Here is an 18,079-nt window from a genome sequence, read left to right on the forward strand (position 1 = left end):
GGTAGTCGTTGGTAGTCATTGGGGCCCGCTCGCTGTCGTTGCCAAAACATCGGTGTTGTTATGGGTAGTCATTGGGGACGTTCTTAAATGACTAGTCGAAAGGGACACTCTTGCACCAAATCTGCTGACCCACATCAGGCTCGTCCTGTACTTTACCGAGATAAAGTGAACGTGCAGATTCGTAACCCATTCGCAACCGTTCTATGGCACGATATTGAACGAATGCATGCTATGCGCCCAAATCTTTTGGGCAGAGTGGGAGACAGTATGGTCAAGCTGTACGAGGACGGCATCTACCTGCGCGGCGGCAGCGAGGTTGTGCCTGCGGCCGAGGCTGCCGAGCGCGGTATTACGCAGACGCCCGAGGATGCCAAGCGCGGTACCATCGCGTATTCGATCCTCCAGGCACACAATACGTCCGGCGACCCCGAGGCGCTCAAGATTCGCTTCGATGCCATGGCGAGCCACGACATCACCTTTGTCGGCATCATCCAGACGGCGCGCGCCTCGGGCATGGAGCAGTTCCCGCTGCCCTACGTGCTCACCAACTGCCATAACTCGCTGTGCGCCGTGGGCGGCACCATCAACGAGGACGACCACGTCTTTGGCCTTTCCGCGGCCAAAAAGTACGGCGGCATCTTCGTTCCGCCGCACATCGCCGTCATCCACTCCTTTATGCGCGAGAACTTCGCCGGTTGCGGCAAGATGATCCTGGGCTCCGACTCGCACACCCGCTATGGCGCCCTGGGCACCATGGCCGTGGGCGAGGGCGGCGGCGAGCTGGCAAAGCAGTTGCTGCGCGACACCTACGACGTTGCCTATCCCGGCGTCGTCGCTATCTACCTCACGGGCGCCCCGCGTCCCGGCGTCGGCCCGCACGACGTGGCGCTCGCCATCATCCGTGCCGTCTTTGCCAAGGGCTATGTCAAGAACAAGGTCATGGAGTTTGTGGGCCCGGGTATCGCGAGCATGACGACCGATTACCGCAACGGCGTCGACGTCATGACCACCGAGACCACCTGCCTGTCGAGCATCTGGGCCACCGACGAGGACACGCACGCGTTTTTGGCCATGCACGGTCGCGGCGACGACTACCGCGAGCTCAAGCCCGCCGATGTCGCCTACTACGACGGTTGCGTCGAGGTCGATCTGTCGAGCATCAAGCCCATGATCGCGCTGCCATTCCATCCTTCCAACGGCTTTGAGATCGAGGAGCTCAACGAGAACCTCGAGGACATCCTGCATGAGGTGGAGCTCGAGGCCGCCAAGATCGGCGAGGGCAAGACGCACTTTAGCCTGCTCGACAAGATCGTCGACGGCAAGCTGCACGTGCAACAGGGCGTTATCGCCGGCTGCTCGGGCGGCAACTACGACTCCGTGGTCCAGGCTGCCCGCGTGCTCAAGGGCGCCAACACCGGCTGCGGCGAGTTCTCGCTATCGGTCTATCCCACGAGCCAGCCCGTGGCACTCGAACTTACGCGCCGTGGCTATATCTACGACCTTATGGAGGCCGGCGCGATCGTGCGCACGGCGTTCTGCGGTCCGTGCTTTGGTGCCGGCGACACGCCTGCCAACAACGGCCTGTCCATCCGCCACACCACGCGCAACTTCCCCAACCGCGAGGGTTCCAAGCCGGGCAATGGTCAGCTGAGCGCCGTGGCCCTAATGGACGCTCGCTCCATTGCGGCGACGGCTGCCAACGGCGGCGTCCTGACGCCGGCGACCGACCTGCCCGAGGAGACTTGGGACGAGGCCTGCGAGTACACCTTTGACGACGCGCCGTATAAAAAGCGCGTGTACTGGGGCTTTGGCAAGGCCGAGCCTGCCGACGAGCTGGTCGAAGGCCCCAACATCAAGCCGTGGCCCGCGATGGAGCCTCTCGGCGACGATATCCTGCTCAAGGTGTGCTCCAAGATCATGGACCCGGTCACCACGACCGACGAGCTCATTCCCTCGGGCGAGACGAGCTCCTTCCGCTCCAACCCGCTGGGCCTGGCAGAGTTTACGCTCAGCCGCCGCGATCCGGCCTACGTGGGTCGTTCCAAGGAGGTCGACGCCGTGGAGAAGCGCCGCGTTGCCGGCGAGGCGGCGGGCGATCTGGCGGCACTCGATGCCGAGCTTGCCGGCGTGTTTGAGGCACTGGCCGGCGCCGGCGTCGCGGCAGATGCCAAGGCGACCGAGTACGGCTCCATGCTCTATGCCAAGAAGCCCGGTGACGGTTCTGCCCGCGAGCAGGCCGCGAGCTGCCAGCGCGTGATTGGCGGTCTGGCCAACATCGTCCACGAGTACGCCACCAAGCGCTATCGCTCCAATGTGATGAACTGGGGCATGGTGCCCTTCCAGATGGAGGCCGAGCCCAACTTTGAGGTGGGCGACTACGTCTTCGTGCCGGGTATCCGTGCCGCGCTCGATGGCGACCTGCAGAACATCGCCGCCTACGTGGTGCGCGCCGACGGCACGGTCGAGCAGATTGAGCTCTACATTGCCGATATGACGGCTGAGGAGCGTGCCATCGTCAAGGCCGGCTGCCTGATCAACTACAACAAGTTCAAGGCCGCTGCCGAGTAACGCACTTAATTGTCCGCCCGGGGCTTATCCTTTCCCGCCCGCTCACGCGCTTCGCGAGGGTCGCGTTCGGGAAAGGTTTGTCCGGGGCTACCGCGACGTTCTCGTTGGGTCTTGAGGGACGCTAATAAATAGACTTGCTTGATGCCGCCTCTGTTAATGGGGCGGTTTCTTTTTGTCGAAAACCGCCACAAAGGGGACAGGCACCTTTGTGGCGGTTCTCGGTTTGTCTCGACCTGTAACATCTTGGCCGCTAAAAGTGGGCCTGGTGTTACAGATTTAGATTTTCGATTCGGGTGTCTTCTGTTCGTCTCGATTTGTAACAGATAGAGCTCTATTTGCCGAGTAGATGTTACAGATTGAGACAAACGGGTGCCGCTGGCCATTTCATCTTGATTTGTAACATCTGGAGCCATAAACAGCCGCTAGATGTTACAGATTGAGATAAACGGTTGCCGCTGGCCATTTCATCTTGATTTGTAACATATGGAGCCATAAACAGCTGCTAGATGTTACAGATTGAGATAGTAAGGGGACGAGACCGCAGCGGGTGAGCGTGCCTGCTCCCTATCTCTTAATCACTCAGAAAATCTTATATATAGAGACTTAGATTTGTGTATAAGATCGTACAAAGCTGGCAACAATACTTCTCGGACAACGTGAAGCCGCCCCGTAGGGCGGCCGCCCCAAGAGAGGTGATTCCATGAGAATCGATAAGCTAGCAATGACGTCGCGCGAGGCGTTGCAGACCGCCATGAGCACGGCTGCCGACGCACAGGCCGGCGCGGTGGAGCCGATTCACTTGCTGTCCGCCCTGCTCGGTGCCGGCGAGCGCAATATCTCCGTGATTATCGAGCGCATCGGCGCCGACCCAGCCCAGCTTGCACACTCCACACAAGATGCCATCGACCGCGCACCCAAGGTTTCGGGCGAGGGCCAGCAGATGGGCCTGTCCAACGAGCTCGTCCGTGTCATCGAGAAGGCCGAGAAAAAGGCCACCAAGATGGGCGACAGCTTTGTAGTGACCGAGCATCTGCTGATGGCGCTTGCCGAGGACAAAGGTGAGGCGGGCCGCGTGCTGCGCGACGCCGGCGTTACCAAGGAGCGTATCGAGCAGGTCTACGAGGAGCTGCGCGGCGATGACCGCGTGACGTCCGCCGAGGACAAGACCCAGTTTGAGGCACTGGAGCAGTACGGCCGCAACATCTGCGACCTGGCCCGTGCCGGCAAGCTCGATCCGGTTATCGGCCGTACTGACGAGATCCGTCGTACTATCCAGGTCCTGTCCCGTCGCACCAAGAACAACCCTGTGCTCATCGGTGAGCCGGGTGTCGGTAAAACGGCCATCGTCGAGGGCATCGCCCAGCGTATCGTGGCCGGCGACGTGCCGAGCACGCTGCGCGACCGCGACCTCATCGAGCTCGACATGAGCGCGCTGGTCGCCGGTGCCAAGTACCGCGGCGAGTTCGAGGACCGCTTGAAGGCCGTGCTCAAGGAGGTTCAAAAATCCGAAGGCAAGGTCATCCTGTTCATCGATGAGCTCCACACCATTGTGGGCGCGGGCGCCACCGAGGGCTCCATGGACGCCGGCAACATCCTCAAGCCTGCGCTCGCCCGCGGCGACCTGCACGCGATCGGTGCGACCACGCTCGACGAATACCGCAAGTACATCGAGAAGGACGCGGCGCTCGCCCGTCGTTTCCAGACCGTTATGGTGAGCGAGCCTACCGTCGAGGACACCATCTCGATTCTGCGTGGCCTCAAGGAGAAGTACGAGATCTTCCACGGCGTGCACATTACCGATAGCGCGCTCGTGGCCGCCGCCGACCTCTCCGATCGTTACATCGCCGACCGCTTCCTGCCCGACAAGGCCATCGACCTGGTCGATGAGGCCGCAAGCCGCCTGCGCATGGAGCTCGACAGCATGCCGGTCGAGATTGACGCCACCACGCGTCAGCTCACCCAGTTGCAGATTGAGGAGCAGGCACTCATGAAGGAGACCGACGACGCCTCCAAGGAGCGTCTGGAGACCCTGCGCCAGGAAATCGCCGAGATCCAGGAAAAGCTCAACGTGCAAAAGGCCGGTTGGCTCAACCAAAAGAACGCCATTGACCATGTGCAGGAGCTCAAGGGCCAGCTCGATGAGGCCAAGAGCGAAGAGGAACGTGCGACGCGCAACGGAGACTTGGGCCGTGCGTCCGAGCTGCGTTACTCCGTGATTCCGGGTTTGCAGCAGCAGATTCAGGATTCCGAGGCCGCGCTCGAGGCACAAAAGCAGCAGGACGGTGAAGGCCTCAACGAGCAGGTGACCTCCGACGAGATCGCCGAGGTCGTAAGCGCCTGGACCGGTGTGCCCGTCTCCAAGATGATGCAGGGTGAGCTCGACAAGCTGAAGGGCTTGGAAGGCGAGCTGCATAAGCGCGTCATCGGCCAGGATGAGGCCGTCTCCGCCGTCGCCGCGGCCGTGCGCCGTAGCCGTGCGGGCCTCTCCGATCCGGACAAGCCCATCGGCAGCTTCTTCTTCCTGGGCCCCACCGGTGTGGGCAAGACCGAACTCGCCAAGGCGCTGGCCGAGTGCCTGTTCGATGACGAGCGCGCGCTCGTGCGTATCGACATGTCCGAGTACATGGAGAAGTTCAGCGTTCAGCGTCTGATCGGTGCGCCCCCGGGATACGTGGGCTACGACGAGGGTGGACAGCTCACCGAGGCCGTGCGCCGTCGTCCGTACTCCGTGATCTTGCTCGACGAGATGGAGAAGGCTCATCCGGATGTCTTCAACGTGCTGCTGCAGGTGCTCGACGACGGTCGTCTGACCGATGGTCAGGGTCGTCAGGTGTCCTTCAAGAACACGATCATCATCATGACGTCCAACGTGGGCTCCAAGGCCATCGCCGATCTTTCGGGCAAGGACGAGGAGGAGATGCGCCATCAGGTCGACGCGGCCATGGCTCAGACTTTCCGCCCCGAGTTCCTCAACCGTATCGACGATATCGTGGTGTTCCATCCGCTCGGCATGGCGCAGATCGAAAAGATCGTCGATATTCAGCTCGCCGACGTCCGCGCACGTCTGGCCAAGGAGCGCATGACGCTTGCCATCACCCCGGCGGCCAAGCAGATGCTCGCCGTGGGCGGTCTGGACCCGGTCTTTGGTGCCCGTCCGCTCAAGCGTCTGGTGCAGCGCGAGGTCGTGGACGCCATCGCCGCCGCTATCATCGACGGTACGGTGCGCGAGGGCGATCAGGTGACGGTTGACGTCGACAAGGACGGTGCCTTTACCGTCGTGTGCGATAACACGCCGTCTGCCACCTACGAGGTGCCCGACGCCGAGTAGATTGTTGGGCCATGCCTTAAAATCTACCTTTTGAGCCAAACGCCAAGGGCGGCGGATCCAATTGGGTCCGCCGCCCTTTTTCGTGCGACAATCGATGGTGTTGAACATGAGTACATGACAAGGAGCTATGCAGATGAAAGACGAGAACGAGACGAACGCACCGGCGCCTGAGTCAGCGCCCGCCGCACCCAAGCCTGAGCCTAAGCCGGCACCCAAGCCGCGCGACCCCTACATCCGTGCCGAGAACGAGGACGACGACGGCTACGATCCCTACAGCGATCGCCGCCCCGAGCGCGAGCCGATGTTCGAAGCCGATCCGTGGCGCTAACTCCTGCAGGGTAGCTAATTTGGGACGGGGCTTTTTTAGCTGCCCCGGCTGGTAATGTGCCGGTTTAGTCGATTAACGGTCGGGGCAGCTAAAAAAGCCCCGTCCCAAATTAGCTACCCTCGCTGCGGCCGGCTAGTCTTGGGCCTTGATGCTTGGCATCAGAATCTGGGCGAGGTAGTCGGTCTCGAGTTTGGTGGCAGCGTCGGCCTTGCCGTCCTTGTCGACCAGTACGTTCTTGATCTGGCTATAGGTATAGCGGTTGCCGGTTGTAAGCTCGACAAGATCGATGGCCGTGTCCATGGGGTAGGTCGACACGGGGTCTTGCGTGCGCCCGTTGATGGTCTGGGGCACCACATACGGATAGACGGGGCCGCTGGCGTAGACCGTGTAGCCGTTGCCAAGGCTTGCCGCACCTAAAACCGTATCGCCCTTATCGGGCGTAAAGCTCTCGCCGTCGCGCACTGCGACAAGCGTCACGATCGGCGTATTGCTGTCGCTGGCAAGATAGATGCACAGCGTATTGCCGTTTTGCCAAGTCGCGACTTTGCCGTACCACTCAACGGGAATATCGAGCTGATACAGGTTCGTTGCCTTATGCCGAGCATCGGCGTCGCGGGCCGCCTGCGCCTCGCGGGAACTCATGGCATTGACGGCGGCGTCACGGCGCGCGGTTGCCGCCTGCTGGAGCACCTTTGCGACCGCGGCAGAGCTCGCGCCACCCTCCTCGGCGTACTTGGCCGCGGCATCGATCTGGTCGTCGGTCACCGTGTCTGCCGAAGGTACCTTAAGCTTAAAGGATGCCTGAGCGCTCAGGTCCTGCCCGTCGCTCTTTACGCTAACCTGCGCCTTGGTGGTCGGCACGGTGTAAATGGTACCGTCAGCTGCGATGGGGGACCCAGCGATGGAGAGCGTATAGTCGCCAGGCAGCAGCTTAATACCGCGACCGTGCTCATCAACATAGAGCGTCTCGCTCACGGAGGAGCCGTCAGAGTCTTGCCCGCTCACCTGCACGGGAATCTTGGAGCCGGTGGAACAGTCGAGCCCTGCGGCATGTACGCCAATCTGCACCGACATCATGGTGTGGGCGTTGACGGCAGCGATGGCGGCCTGTTCTTGTTGGTATCCGTTCCAAGCGGCATAGCCCGCGCCGCCGGCAACGAGCGCGGCGGCAACGACGCCGGCAACCATCAAATTGCGTCGCTTGGGCGACATCTTGTGATGGCGAGCCTTGGCTTCGCGTGCCGAGGGAACGGACGGCAGGGGAATATCGCCCATGGCGATGGTCTCGTCGACGGCCGGCGCAGAACCCAGGCCAGGAAGCTCGCGGGTGAGCGAGTCATCGGCAGGCAAGCTGCCAAGCAGGGCGGTCTCTTCTCCCGAGGCGGATTCCGACTGGACGCCGTCCTTGCTATCGTCCTCTTCGGCCTCGGCCTCGTCAGAAGCGTCTTTGGCGTCGCTGCCTTCGTCCTCAGTGCCTTCGCGCACCTCGTCCTGCGCGTCGACGGCCAAATCGCTCAACGAGAGCTCGTCTAGCGCAATCCGGTCAAGGCTCTCCAAGGCCTCGGCACATGCTTCCGCATCCTGGGTCGCATCCTCGCGGCCACGTGTCTCATCGCTCATATATCCCCCAATGCAATATCGGCTCAACACTGTACCCAAAAATGGAGTCATATAAAGCGCATGCGAAATTTAAGATCCGATTTAACCCGAGCGAATCGTTCGGCCGTATCCTCACGGTAGCAAAAGGCCCCCGGAACGCGAGCGAATCACGTTTCGGGGGCTCTGCAGTGCGTTGAGTTGCGCGGAGCCGGCTATGCCGCTTCGTGCTCAAGCGGTGTTTGCGTCAGGCGCGTTACTCGGCGTGCGCGTAATCAACCTTGGCGCGACGGGCAGTGGCCTTCTCCCAATCGCTGGTGCCCTCAAAGACATCCTGCTTGTAGGGGTTGCGGCCGAGCTTCTTGGCACGGTAGGCGACGTAGATGATCGCGGCGATGTTGGCGACCAGTGCGACGATCGAGACCGCGGTGGCGGCGTTGGGGTCGAGCGTGGAGTGCGTCACAAAGATGGACTCCTCCTGGAAGTAGGGGAACACCTGGGCAAACATGCACCAAATGGCCAGCGTAAAGGCGCGGTTCTGGATCCAGCCGCCCTTGTTCCAGATAAAGGCGGCGACGGTGGGCGCCAGCAGCAGCGCAAAGCCGCAGAACCAGGAGTGGGTGGGCAGGCAGTTGTAGGTGTAGCAGAAGTTCCAGATGTCGTAGGCGATGATGTAGACCCAGGTCATGTCGGGCCACAGCATGTCGGTCTTGTCCTCGGAGGCGTAGACGCTCCACCAACCGGTCATGCAGAAGATGTTGATAATGCCCGCGATGCCGTTGAACACGTTGTTCCAGCCGGCCAGCTGCGTAGCACCTTCGGAGGTGACCCAGGTGGACTCGCCCAGGACAAAGAAGTGATAGGCGCTCTCAAAGTCGGACACGACGGCGATCAAGATGTTGATGGCGACGATCACAAACGGCCATGCGCGGAACCAATGCGCCTTGCCGATCTTGCCCCACTGGTACTTAATGGCAATGAAGCCCCAGCAGCCGGCCAGCGCCGCGTATACCTTGGCGTAATGGAACCAGCTGTTCTGGTATACATGGGTGGGGTTGGTGAGCGCCCACTCGGCACCCTGCGAAACGCCGACGGCGATGGCGATGCAGTAGATGGTCATGGCCAGCGGAGCCACGCCAAAGATGATGGCCGCGCCGAGCTTGGTACGGCGGCCGACCTCGTTGAGTACGATCAAGCCGATAAAGACCATCGCCCAGCCGGCCCAGTGGATAAGGGTATCGCTACCCCAAACATCGAACAGCATGCTGCTCTCCTTTCATACGCCCGCGGCCCCTCTTCCGTCGCGGGCAGTTTGGCCAAATGTCATCAGTTCCTGGGCTTGCGCTCGGAATACTTGGCGGTGTAGCCCTCGATGTGGAGTGTCGAGGCGATAATCTCCTTAACCGTCTCGTCGGGCACATCGGGGTGCGTGCGGATGTACATCAACAGCCCCATGATGAGGGTGTAAACCGTCTCGTAGACATGGTCGATGCGCAGGTCATGATGGGCGACAAAGTCCACCACGGTGGTGTCGCAGATGTATTGCGCCACGCGCTGGACCACGTTGTGCAGAAAGCCGCCGTAGAGCGCGCCGCTGCTCGAGGTGAGCGTGCTCGGCAGCTCGTGGCCGCTCACAACCAGGCGCTTAAAGAGCGGGGCGACGGTGTCGAGTGCGCCCTCGATATCACCGACGATGCGGCTGGCATTCCACTGCTCGAGCTCGGAGATAAAACCGTCGATTGCCTCGTCCATGACGGCGGTGACGGCGGCGTCCATGTCGACGAAGTAGTGGTAGAACAGCGAGCGCGTGCAGCCGGCTCGCTTGGTCACGGCCGAGACGGATAGATGGGACACGCCCAGCTCGGAGCTCACGGCGCGCACGGCGGCGAGAATCTCGCGACGGCGCTCGTCACCTGTCAGGCGCTTTGCCACGCTGTCGGGCGTGGGGACGGCGTCGGCCACAGGGGTGCTCGCTGCGTTATCGCTCATGCGCTTGCCGCCTTTCATCCGTTTGGGCCCGACCGTTCGCCTAATAGTCTTGAATAGTGTTGACGGTTCGTCAATACTATTTTTGACATAATGTCCACAATGGCGGGTGAACGGCATGGGGGCATGCCCGGCCTGCAAAAAAGAGGGGCGCTGCGGCCTCGTCGGGCTGCGGCAAGAGAAGGGACAACCATGATTCTCAACGGACCGGGAATTAGCTACACCGAGCCCGACATCGGTTCGGAGTTCGTGCCGCCGCTGCCGGAGCATCCGCGCGAGGCCATTGTCAAGCTGTGCGAGCATTGCACCAACCGTCTGCTGCATCGCGACGAGCTGCTGGGCTACGAGTACTGGTCGTTTGCCGAGGCCGCAACCGACGAGCAGGCCGAAGTGCTCTGCAAGATGAAGATGCGCCGTCCCTATACGCTGCCCGAGATGGCCAAGCTCACCGGCATGCCCGAGGCCCAGATCGAGAAGATGCTCGACGACATGAGCTACACGGGTCTGCTCGAGTACAACTGGGAAAATCCCGAGCGCGCCAAGCAGTGGGTGCTGCCCATGCTGGTACCGGGTTCCGCCGAGTTCCTCAACATGCGCGTGAACCAGCTCGAGGAGCATCCGGTCTATGCCAAGTTCTTTGAGCAGGCGTCCAAGGGGCCGCTGTCCAAAGCCACGCCGATGGTGCCGCCCGGAGGCGCCGGCATCGGCATGCACGTCATTCCGGTCGAGAAGGCTATCGATGCTTCGAGCACCTCGGTGCCGATCGAGCATATCGAGCATTGGCTCGACAAATACGAGGGCAAATATGCCGCCAGCACCTGCAGCTGCCGCGCGAGCCGTCGTGTGATGGGCGAGGGCTGCGCCGACGACCCCGCCGACTGGTGCATTGCCGTGGGCGATATGGCCGACTATGTGGTTGAGACCGACCGCGGCCATTATGTGACGCGTGAGGAGGTCTATGACATCTTGCGCCAGGCCGAGGACAACGGCTTTGTGCACCAGATCACCAATATCGACGGCGAGAACAAGATCTTCGCCATCTGCAACTGCAACGTCAACGTGTGCTACGCCCTGCGCACCTCGCAGCTGTTCAACACGCCCAACCTGTCGCGCTCGGCCTATGTCGCCAAGGTCGAGAAGGACAAGTGCGTGGCCTGCGGTCGCTGCGTTGAGGTGTGCCCGGCCGGTGCCGTCAAGCTCGGCCAGAAGCTCTGCAGCAAAAAGGCCGGCGGACAGGTGCCCGAGTATCCGCGCCAGGAGCTGCCCGATGCCACCAAGTGGGACCACACCAAGTGGTCGCCCAACTACCGCAACGACAACCGCATCGAGACACACGATTCCGGCACCGCGCCCTGCAAGACGGCCTGCCCCGCGCACATTGCCGTTCAGGGCTATCTGAAGCTCGCGGCGCAGGGCCGCTATGACGAGGCGCTAGCGCTCATCAAGCGCGAGAACCCGCTGCCCGCTATCTGCGGCCGTGTGTGCAATCGCCGCTGCGAGGATGCCTGCACCCGCGGTCGCGTGGATGAGGCCGTGGCCATCGACGAGGTCAAGAAGTTTATCGCCCAGCGCGATCTGGATGCCGCGACCCGCTATGTCCCACCTGTGGTGACCCCGACGCGCGCCGGCGGCTTCGACCAGAAGATCGCCATCATCGGTGCCGGTCCGGCCGGCCTGTCCTGCGCTTTCTACCTGGCCGAGAAGGGCTACAAGCCCGTCGTGTTCGAGAAGAATGAGCGCCCGGGCGGCATGCTCACCTATGGCATTCCCAGCTTTAAGCTGCAGAAGGATGTTGTCGAGGCCGAGGTCGAGGTCATTCGCCTGATGGGCGCCGAGTTCCGCTATGGTGTGGAGGTCGGTCGCGACGTGACGCTCGACGAGCTGCGCGAGCAGGGCTTTAAGGCCTTTTATGTTGCCATTGGCTGCCAGGGCGGCCGCCTCGCCGGTATTCCGGGCGAGGATGCCGAGGACGTGACCGTGGCTGTCGACTTTTTGCGCAAGGTCAACAGTGGCAAGATCGACGCGCTGTCCGGCCGCACCATCGTGGTGGGCGGCGGCAACGTGGCTATCGACGTCGCGCGCAACGCCTGCCGTCTGGGTTCCGAGCACGTTGAGATATTCTGCCTGGAGAGCGAGGCCCAGATGCCCGCCAGCGAGGAGGAGCGTCGCGAGGCCGTTGAGGACGGCGCCCACATCAGCTGCGGCTGGGGCCCCAAGGAGGTCCATCTGGACGAGGCCGGTCGTGTGTGTGGTATCACCTTCAAGCGCTGCACGCGTGTCTTTGACGACGAGGGCCGTTTTGCGCCCGAGTACGACGAGAACGACCTGCGTCGTGTCGACGCCGACCGCGTGGTCATGTCGATCGGTCAGTCCATCGTGTGGGGCGACCTGCTGGCTGGCTCCAAGGTGGAGCTTGGCCGTGGCCAGGGTGCCCTTGCCGATCCTCAGACCTACCAGACCGCCGAGCCCGACATCTTTGTGGGCGGCGACGTCTACACCGGTCCGAGCTTTGCCATCAACGCCATCGCTGCCGGTCACGAGGCCGCCGTGTCCATCCACCGCTTTGTGCAACCGGGCTCCACGCTCACCATCGGCCGTAACCAGCGCCGCTACATCGCGCTCGACCGCGACGATGTCGTGATCGAGAGCTATGACAACGCGAGCCGCGAGGTGGCACATGTCGACCGCGAGCACGAGAAGGCCTCGCCGTTTAGCGAGTACGTCGAGACCTTTACCGAAGAGCAGGTGCGCGCCGAGACCGCCCGTTGTCTGGGTTGCGGCGCCTCGATCGTCGACCCCAACAAGTGCATCGGCTGCGGTCTGTGCACCACCAAGTGCGCGTTCGACGCCATCCATCTGAATCGCGACCGCCCCGAGTGCTCCACGATGGTTAAATACGAGCAAAAGCTCCCCAGCTTGGGCAAGTACGCGCTCAAGCGTGCCATCAAGATCAAATTCGGGAAGAAGTAATGAGGTTCCGCCGTTCTAACGAACGGCGGCACTGCCGACGCTGCGCGGCGCCCAGATACCCCATCTTGCCCCTCAACTGCGGCGCCGCGGGCAAAAGCCCAGCGGATGCCTTGTTTCGGGGCAACCTGGGGCACCTGGATCGCCGCTCGCTGACGTTTGGCTGACATCGCATCAACCGTTGCTGAAAGGTTTCTACCTTGCATGAATTGGGAATCGTCTATCACATTATTCGCGATGTCGAGAACGTGGCGCGCGCCAATGGCGTGAGTCGCGTTTCGAGCGTCACGCTGCTGCTGGGCGAGGTCTCGGGCGTCGTTCCCGACTTGCTGCTCGACGCTTGGCGCTGGGCGGCAGATAAAAAGCCTATCACCGAGGGCACGGAGCTTATTGTGGAGCCTGTCGAGGCCGTGACGCATTGCGAGGCGTGCGGCCGCGACTATGCGACAGTCGAGCACGGCAAGATCTGCCCCCATTGCGGTAGCGGCGAGACATACCTGCTGCAGGGCCAGGAGGTCATGATCAAGCAGATTGAGACCCCCGACGAGGACCCGCCAGATGCTGCTCCCGACGGCCTCTCCGACGCCCCCGATGCCGTCGACGCTGCCAACCCCCTCCACATCGTCTAGCCCCTAGTCGTTGGGGACGTTCTTGTTTGACTAGTCGTTTAAGAACGTCCCCAATGACTACTTACGTTAGTGCATAAGTCACGCTAATAGTCAAGTTATGTCTGTTTAAACAAAAAAGCTGCAGTACAAGCGCATTCGCGCTTGCCTAAAATCGATATTAATGAACAGTCTGCTTGTATCTGTAAAATGAATGGCTTGATAAGTGACGCCTTGGCGTGTAATCCGTCAAAAAGCAGTAACGTAATCAACTTGTAACAAACCTAGACGTTTAAACAAATTATCCAACCATTCGCATTTTTCTCTATAATTTTACAGGACGAACAGGTATACTCCTTTCATGTCGTGTAGGAAATACGTAGACAAAGAGGAGGTTATGTGATGGTAAGTATTGTTCTTGCTAGCCACGGGGACTTGGCAGCCGGAATCAAGCAGACGGGCTCGATGGTCTTTGGCGATCAGCCGTCTGTGGCCGTGGTCTCGCTCGAGCCGAGCATGGGCCCCGACGACTTCCGTGCCAAGGTCGAGGAAGCAATCGCTTCCTTCGAGGACCAGGAGCAGGTGCTCTTCCTCGTTGATCTGTGGGGCGGCACGCCGTTCAACCAGATCAGCGGTCTCATCGAGGGCCACGATTCCTGGGCTATCGTCACCGGTGTCAACCTGCCTATGCTCATCGAGGCATATTCGCAGCGCTTTGACGCAAAGAACACTGCACATGCGATCGCAAAACATCTCGTGACTGAGGCTAAGGCTGGCGTGCGCGTCAAGCCCGAGTCTCTGGAGCCCGAGGAGAAGAAGCCGGCCACGGCCGCCGCTGCTCCTGCAGGCGCCATCCCTCCGGGAACAGTCATCGGCGATGGGCACATCAAGATCGCCCACGTCCGTATCGACACCCGTCTGCTGCATGGTCAGGTGGCCACCACGTGGACCAAGCAGATCAACCCCAACCGCATCATCGTGGTTTCCGACGGCGTTGCTCACGACGAGCTCCGCAAGACCATGATCGAGCAGGCTGCCCCTCCGGGAGTCCATGCCAACGTCGTGCCCATCAAGAAGATGGCCGAGGTTGTCAAGGACACGCGCTTTGGTGACACCAAGGCCATGCTGCTCTTTGAGAACCCGCAGGATCTGCTCAAGGCTATCGAGGCCGGCGTCGACATCAAGGAAGTCAACATCGGTTCCATGGCTCACTCCAAGGGCAAGGTCGTCGTCACCAACGCCGTCGCTATGGGCGATGACGACGTTAAGACTCTCGAGGCCCTCAAGGCCAAGGGCGTCAAGTTCGAGGTCCGCAAGGTTCCTTCGGATTCCTCCGAGGATCTCGACGCCATGTTGAAGAAAGCTAAGGCCGAACTGGCCGCTCAAGCATAGTAAAGGAGGGTCCGATACATGTCTGCAATCACTATTCTGCTTGTTGCGATTGTCGCGTTGCTTGCCGGTATGGAAGGCATTCTGGATGAGTTCCAGTTCCATCAGCCGCTCGTGGCATGCACGCTTATCGGTCTCGTAACCGGTCACCTTCAGGAGGGCATCCTCCTGGGCGGTTCGCTCCAGATGATGGCCCTTGGCTGGGCTAACGTCGGCGCTGCCGTCGCGCCTGACGCCGCTCTGGCCTCGGTCGCTTCTTCGATTATCATGGTGCTCGCCCTCAACGGTGGCGCCACCGATTCGGCCAAGGCCGTTACCGCCGCCATCGCCGTCGCCGTCCCGCTGTCGGTCGCTGGTCTGTTCCTGACCATGATCTGCCGTACCCTGGCTACCGCTATCGCTCACGCCATGGACGGTTGCGCCGAGAAGGGCGACTTCTCCGGCATCGAGCGCTGGCAGTACGCCGCCATCCTCATGCAGGGCCTTCGTATCGCCATCCCGGCAGTACTTCTGTGCATCATCCCGGCCGAGGCGGTTACCAACGCGCTTAACGCTATGCCCGACTGGCTGTCCGGCGGCATGGCTGTCGGCGGCGGCATGGTCGCCTCCGTCGGTTACGCCATGGTCATCAACATGATGGCCACCAAGGAGACCTGGCCGTTCTTCATCCTCGGCTTTGTCCTTGCTGCCATCCCTCAGCTCACGCTGATCGCTCTTGGCCTCATCGGCATCTCCCTTGCCCTCATCTACCTTGGCCTCAAGGATCTGGCCAAGCAGGGTGGCGGCATGGGCGGTGGCTCCGGTGACCCGCTCGGCGACATTCTGAACGATTACGAGTAGGAGGGGAGTGATACATATGGCAGAGAACAAGATTCAGCTCACCAAGGCTGACCGCAAGAAGGTTTGCTTCCGTCATCAGTTCCTTCAGGGCTCGTGGAACTACGAGCGTATGCAGAATGGCGGCTGGTGCTTCGCAATGATCCCTGCGATCAAGAAGCTCTACACCAGCAAGGACGACCAGATTTCCGCGCTTAAGCGCCACCTGGAGTTCTATAACACCCATCCCTATGTTTCCGCCCCCGTCATTGGCGTTACCCTCGCTCTCGAGGAGGAGCGCGCCAACGGTGCACCGATCGATGACGTCGCCATTCAGGGCGTCAAGGTCGGTATGATGGGCCCGCTCGCCGGCGTCGGCGACCCCGCCTTCTGGTTCACCCTTCGCCCGATCCTGGGCGCTCTGGGCGCTTCCCTGGCCCTGTCCGGCAGCATCGCCGGTCCGCTGCTGTTCTTCTTCGCGTGGAACATCATCCGTTACGCCTTCCTGTGGTACACGCAGGAGTTTGGCTATAAGGTCGGCTCCTCCATCGCCAAGGACCTCTCCGGCGGTCTGATGGGCAAGGTCACCGAGGGTGCTTCCATCCTGGGTATGTTCATCATCGGCGCCCTGGTCGAGCGCTGGGTGTCCATCTCCTTCACCCCGGTCGTCTCCAAGGTCACGCAGTCTGCCGGCGCCTTCATTGACTGGGCTAACCTGCCTTCCGGTGCCGAGGGCATCAAGGAAGCGCTGACGATGTACAACTCCGTCGGTGCTACCGCCCTTGATCAGGTGAAGGTCACCACGCTTCAGGCTAACCTCGATCAGCTCATCCCCGGCCTTGCTGCCGTGTGCCTGACGCTGTTCGTCTGCAAGCTGCTCAAGAAGAAGGTCAGCCCGATCGTCATCATCCTGGCTCTCTTCGCCGTCGGTATCATCGGTCGCGTTTGCGGCTTCATGTAATCGCGCTTCGGCTTAAGACCGAGAGTTGCTAGGCAAGGGCTTTTGAGCCATTGAAACGGACCGCACCCGGTGGGTACACTGGATGCGGTCCGATTGTTTTATTTGGAGGGCGAGGCGCGCATGGCGCAATCTCAGAACAGCACGGTCGATCTGGCAACACCGGCAACCTGCCTGATGGGGCTTACCAGCCACGGCAACGTGATGGTGGGCAATAAGGCGTTCGAGTATTACAACGAGCGCAATCCCGAGGATTTTATTCAAATTCCGTGGGACGAGGTCGACTATATTGCCGCCGAGGTTTTGCGCGGCACTAAGAAGATCACGCGTTTTGCTATCTTTACCAAGGATAACGGCCACTTTACGTTTTCGACGCGCGACGACAAAGAGACGCTTCGTGCAGTTCGCAAGTACGTCGACGAGGATAAGCTTGTGCGCTCGCCCGACTTTATCGATGTGACGGCCAAGGGCGCCAAGAGCATACCCTCCGTTATCAAAGGCCTTTTCCACAAAGGCAACTAGTCGCCTGCGACGTTCTTATACGACTAGTCATTTAAGAACGTCCCCAATGACTACCTGTAGCTCTTCGCGGGATTCGCTGGGGAAATATCATCCCAGTTTGAGCGCCTATTCTGGGATGCGGTTGGGACTGCGGACGATTTCTTGGACCGTTACGCGGCCCTTCCCAGCGCGGCGCGGAACTCGGCCGGCGTGCGGCCGCCGAGCGCATCGCTGCGCCTCTCCGTATTGTATCGGCCGATCCAGCCCCCGAGCTCCTCGATGAAGCGGGCAGGGGTCCAGCCCGACCAGTCCCTGCCGTGCCAGAACTCCCTCTTGAGCAGGCCGAAGAAGCCCTCCATCGCCGCGTTGTCCGGGCTGCAGCCCTTGGCGGACATGCTCCTGGCGAGGCCGTGCCCCTCGCAGATCGAGATCCAGCCGGGCCAGCGGTAGTGGCCGCCGCGGTCGGAGTGGATGACGGGGCGCTCGTGTTAGCGCTAATCTAAAATTGACCACTTTCGCAAACGCATCTCGCCGAATGCGCTAACGCGCTTTCGCCGACCCCGCTAACGTACTTTCACCAACTGCGCTAACGGAACTATGCTCCGATCGGGTATCCGACCCGGGAGGAGCGGGATATGGAGCGAAACGTAATGGGAGAGCTGAACGTCTACAGGGGGTCCGGCGCGAAGCCGAACTTCAGCGAGATCGCGAGGAGGCACGGCATGGACCGGCACACGGTCGCCAAGTACTGGCGGGAGGGCGAGTCCGCCGCCGACGGCAGGTCCGCGAGGGGCAGCGCCTTCGACCCGCTCGAGGAGGTGATCCGCTCGAAGGCCCAGCTGCCCGGGATGACCAAGATGGCCGTCTACGCGTTCCTGCGCGAGAGCCGCGGGGAGGGGCTGCCCGGGTACGGCGCCTTCACCGCCTGGTGCCGGGCCCGCGACGTGCCCTTCGGGGGCGCGGGCGGCCGCGAGCCGCACCCGCGGTTCGAGACGCCCCCGGGCAGGCAGCTGCAGTTCGACTGGAAGGAGGGCATG

The 18,079-nt window shown here is 61.4% G+C and carries 12 protein-coding genes and 2 pseudogenes; 10 read left to right on the top strand and 4 right to left on the bottom strand.

The genetic code is table 11. The features are described 5' to 3' along the window. Positions 1-267: 267 nt before the first annotated feature. The 3 genes from ACTM86_RS03700 (at position 268) to ACTM86_RS03710 (ending at position 6,224) form a co-directional block, all read left to right on the top strand. The gene (locus ACTM86_RS03700; RefSeq protein WP_441015376.1) at positions 268-2,568 is read left to right on the top strand and encodes a hydratase; all 2,301 of its coding nucleotides are present in this window, start codon (positions 268-270) and stop codon (positions 2,566-2,568) included. A 700-nt stretch (positions 2,569-3,268) separates the two neighbouring features. Further along, positions 3,269-5,896, top strand: coding sequence for an ATP-dependent chaperone ClpB (gene clpB / locus ACTM86_RS03705; protein WP_441015378.1), 2,628 nt, complete (start codon positions 3,269-3,271; stop codon positions 5,894-5,896). Positions 5,897-6,029: 133 nt separating this feature from the next. Continuing rightward, entirely contained in the window at positions 6,030-6,224 is a 195-nt protein-coding gene (locus tag ACTM86_RS03710; protein WP_441015380.1) for a hypothetical protein, read from the top strand. A 132-nt stretch (positions 6,225-6,356) separates the two neighbouring features. On the opposite strand, the gene ACTM86_RS03715 is transcribed toward ACTM86_RS03710, so the two are convergent. The 3 genes from ACTM86_RS03715 to ACTM86_RS03725 form a co-directional block, all read right to left on the bottom strand. Further along, positions 6,357-7,844, bottom strand: coding sequence for a hypothetical protein (locus ACTM86_RS03715; RefSeq protein ID WP_441015382.1), 1,488 nt, complete (start codon positions 7,842-7,844; stop codon positions 6,357-6,359). A gap of 232 nt (positions 7,845-8,076) precedes the next feature. Continuing rightward, positions 8,077-9,084 carry a DUF5692 family protein gene (locus ACTM86_RS03720; RefSeq protein WP_427794084.1) on the bottom strand — a complete coding sequence of 336 codons (1,008 nt, stop codon included), beginning with the start codon at positions 9,082-9,084 and terminating at the stop codon, positions 8,077-8,079. 62 nt (positions 9,085-9,146) lie between these two features. Beyond that, on the bottom strand, positions 9,147-9,809 hold the full coding sequence (locus ACTM86_RS03725) for a TetR/AcrR family transcriptional regulator (RefSeq protein ID WP_441015384.1): 663 nt from the start codon (positions 9,807-9,809) through the stop codon (positions 9,147-9,149). A gap of 189 nt (positions 9,810-9,998) precedes the next feature. Between ACTM86_RS03725 and ACTM86_RS03730 the strand changes: the two genes are divergently transcribed. The 6 genes from ACTM86_RS03730 to ACTM86_RS03755 all read left to right on the top strand — a co-directional run bounded on the left by ACTM86_RS03730 (position 9,999) and on the right by ACTM86_RS03755 (position 17,063). Beyond that, positions 9,999-12,776, top strand: coding sequence for an FAD-dependent oxidoreductase (locus tag ACTM86_RS03730; RefSeq protein WP_441015386.1), 2,778 nt, complete (start codon positions 9,999-10,001; stop codon positions 12,774-12,776). Between the two features lie 197 nt (positions 12,777-12,973). After that, a complete protein-coding gene (locus ACTM86_RS03735) occupies positions 12,974-13,402 on the top strand; it encodes a hydrogenase maturation nickel metallochaperone HypA/HybF (protein WP_441015388.1) in 429 nt (142 codons plus the stop codon). A 378-nt stretch (positions 13,403-13,780) separates the two neighbouring features. Beyond that, positions 13,781-14,770 carry a PTS sugar transporter subunit IIB gene (locus tag ACTM86_RS03740; RefSeq protein ID WP_154518426.1) on the top strand — a complete coding sequence of 330 codons (990 nt, stop codon included), beginning with the start codon at positions 13,781-13,783 and terminating at the stop codon, positions 14,768-14,770. An 18-nt stretch (positions 14,771-14,788) separates the two neighbouring features. Beyond that, positions 14,789-15,607, top strand: coding sequence for a PTS mannose/fructose/sorbose transporter subunit IIC (locus ACTM86_RS03745; RefSeq protein ID WP_055285302.1), 819 nt, complete (start codon positions 14,789-14,791; stop codon positions 15,605-15,607). A 16-nt stretch (positions 15,608-15,623) separates the two neighbouring features. Further along, complete coding sequence (locus ACTM86_RS03750) at positions 15,624-16,544, top strand: PTS system mannose/fructose/sorbose family transporter subunit IID (RefSeq protein WP_154518429.1); 921 nt, start codon at positions 15,624-15,626, stop codon at positions 16,542-16,544. 120 nt (positions 16,545-16,664) lie between these two features. Next, positions 16,665-17,063, top strand: a complete 399-nt coding sequence (locus ACTM86_RS03755; protein WP_427719318.1) for a DUF956 family protein — start codon at positions 16,665-16,667, stop codon at positions 17,061-17,063. A 149-nt stretch (positions 17,064-17,212) separates the two neighbouring features. On the opposite strand, the pseudogene ACTM86_RS03760 reads toward ACTM86_RS03755, so the two are convergent. Beyond that, a pseudogene (locus tag ACTM86_RS03760) lies at positions 17,213-17,527 on the bottom strand (transposase); the annotation flags it as partial. 150 nt (positions 17,528-17,677) lie between these two features. Between ACTM86_RS03760 and ACTM86_RS03765 the strand changes: the two are divergent. Next, positions 17,678-18,079: pseudogene (locus ACTM86_RS03765) on the top strand (IS21 family transposase); the annotation flags it as partial.

The organism is Collinsella sp. HCP3S3_E11 (assembly GCF_052067375.1).
In the GTDB taxonomy this organism is placed as follows: Bacteria; Actinomycetota; Coriobacteriia; order Coriobacteriales; family Coriobacteriaceae; genus Collinsella.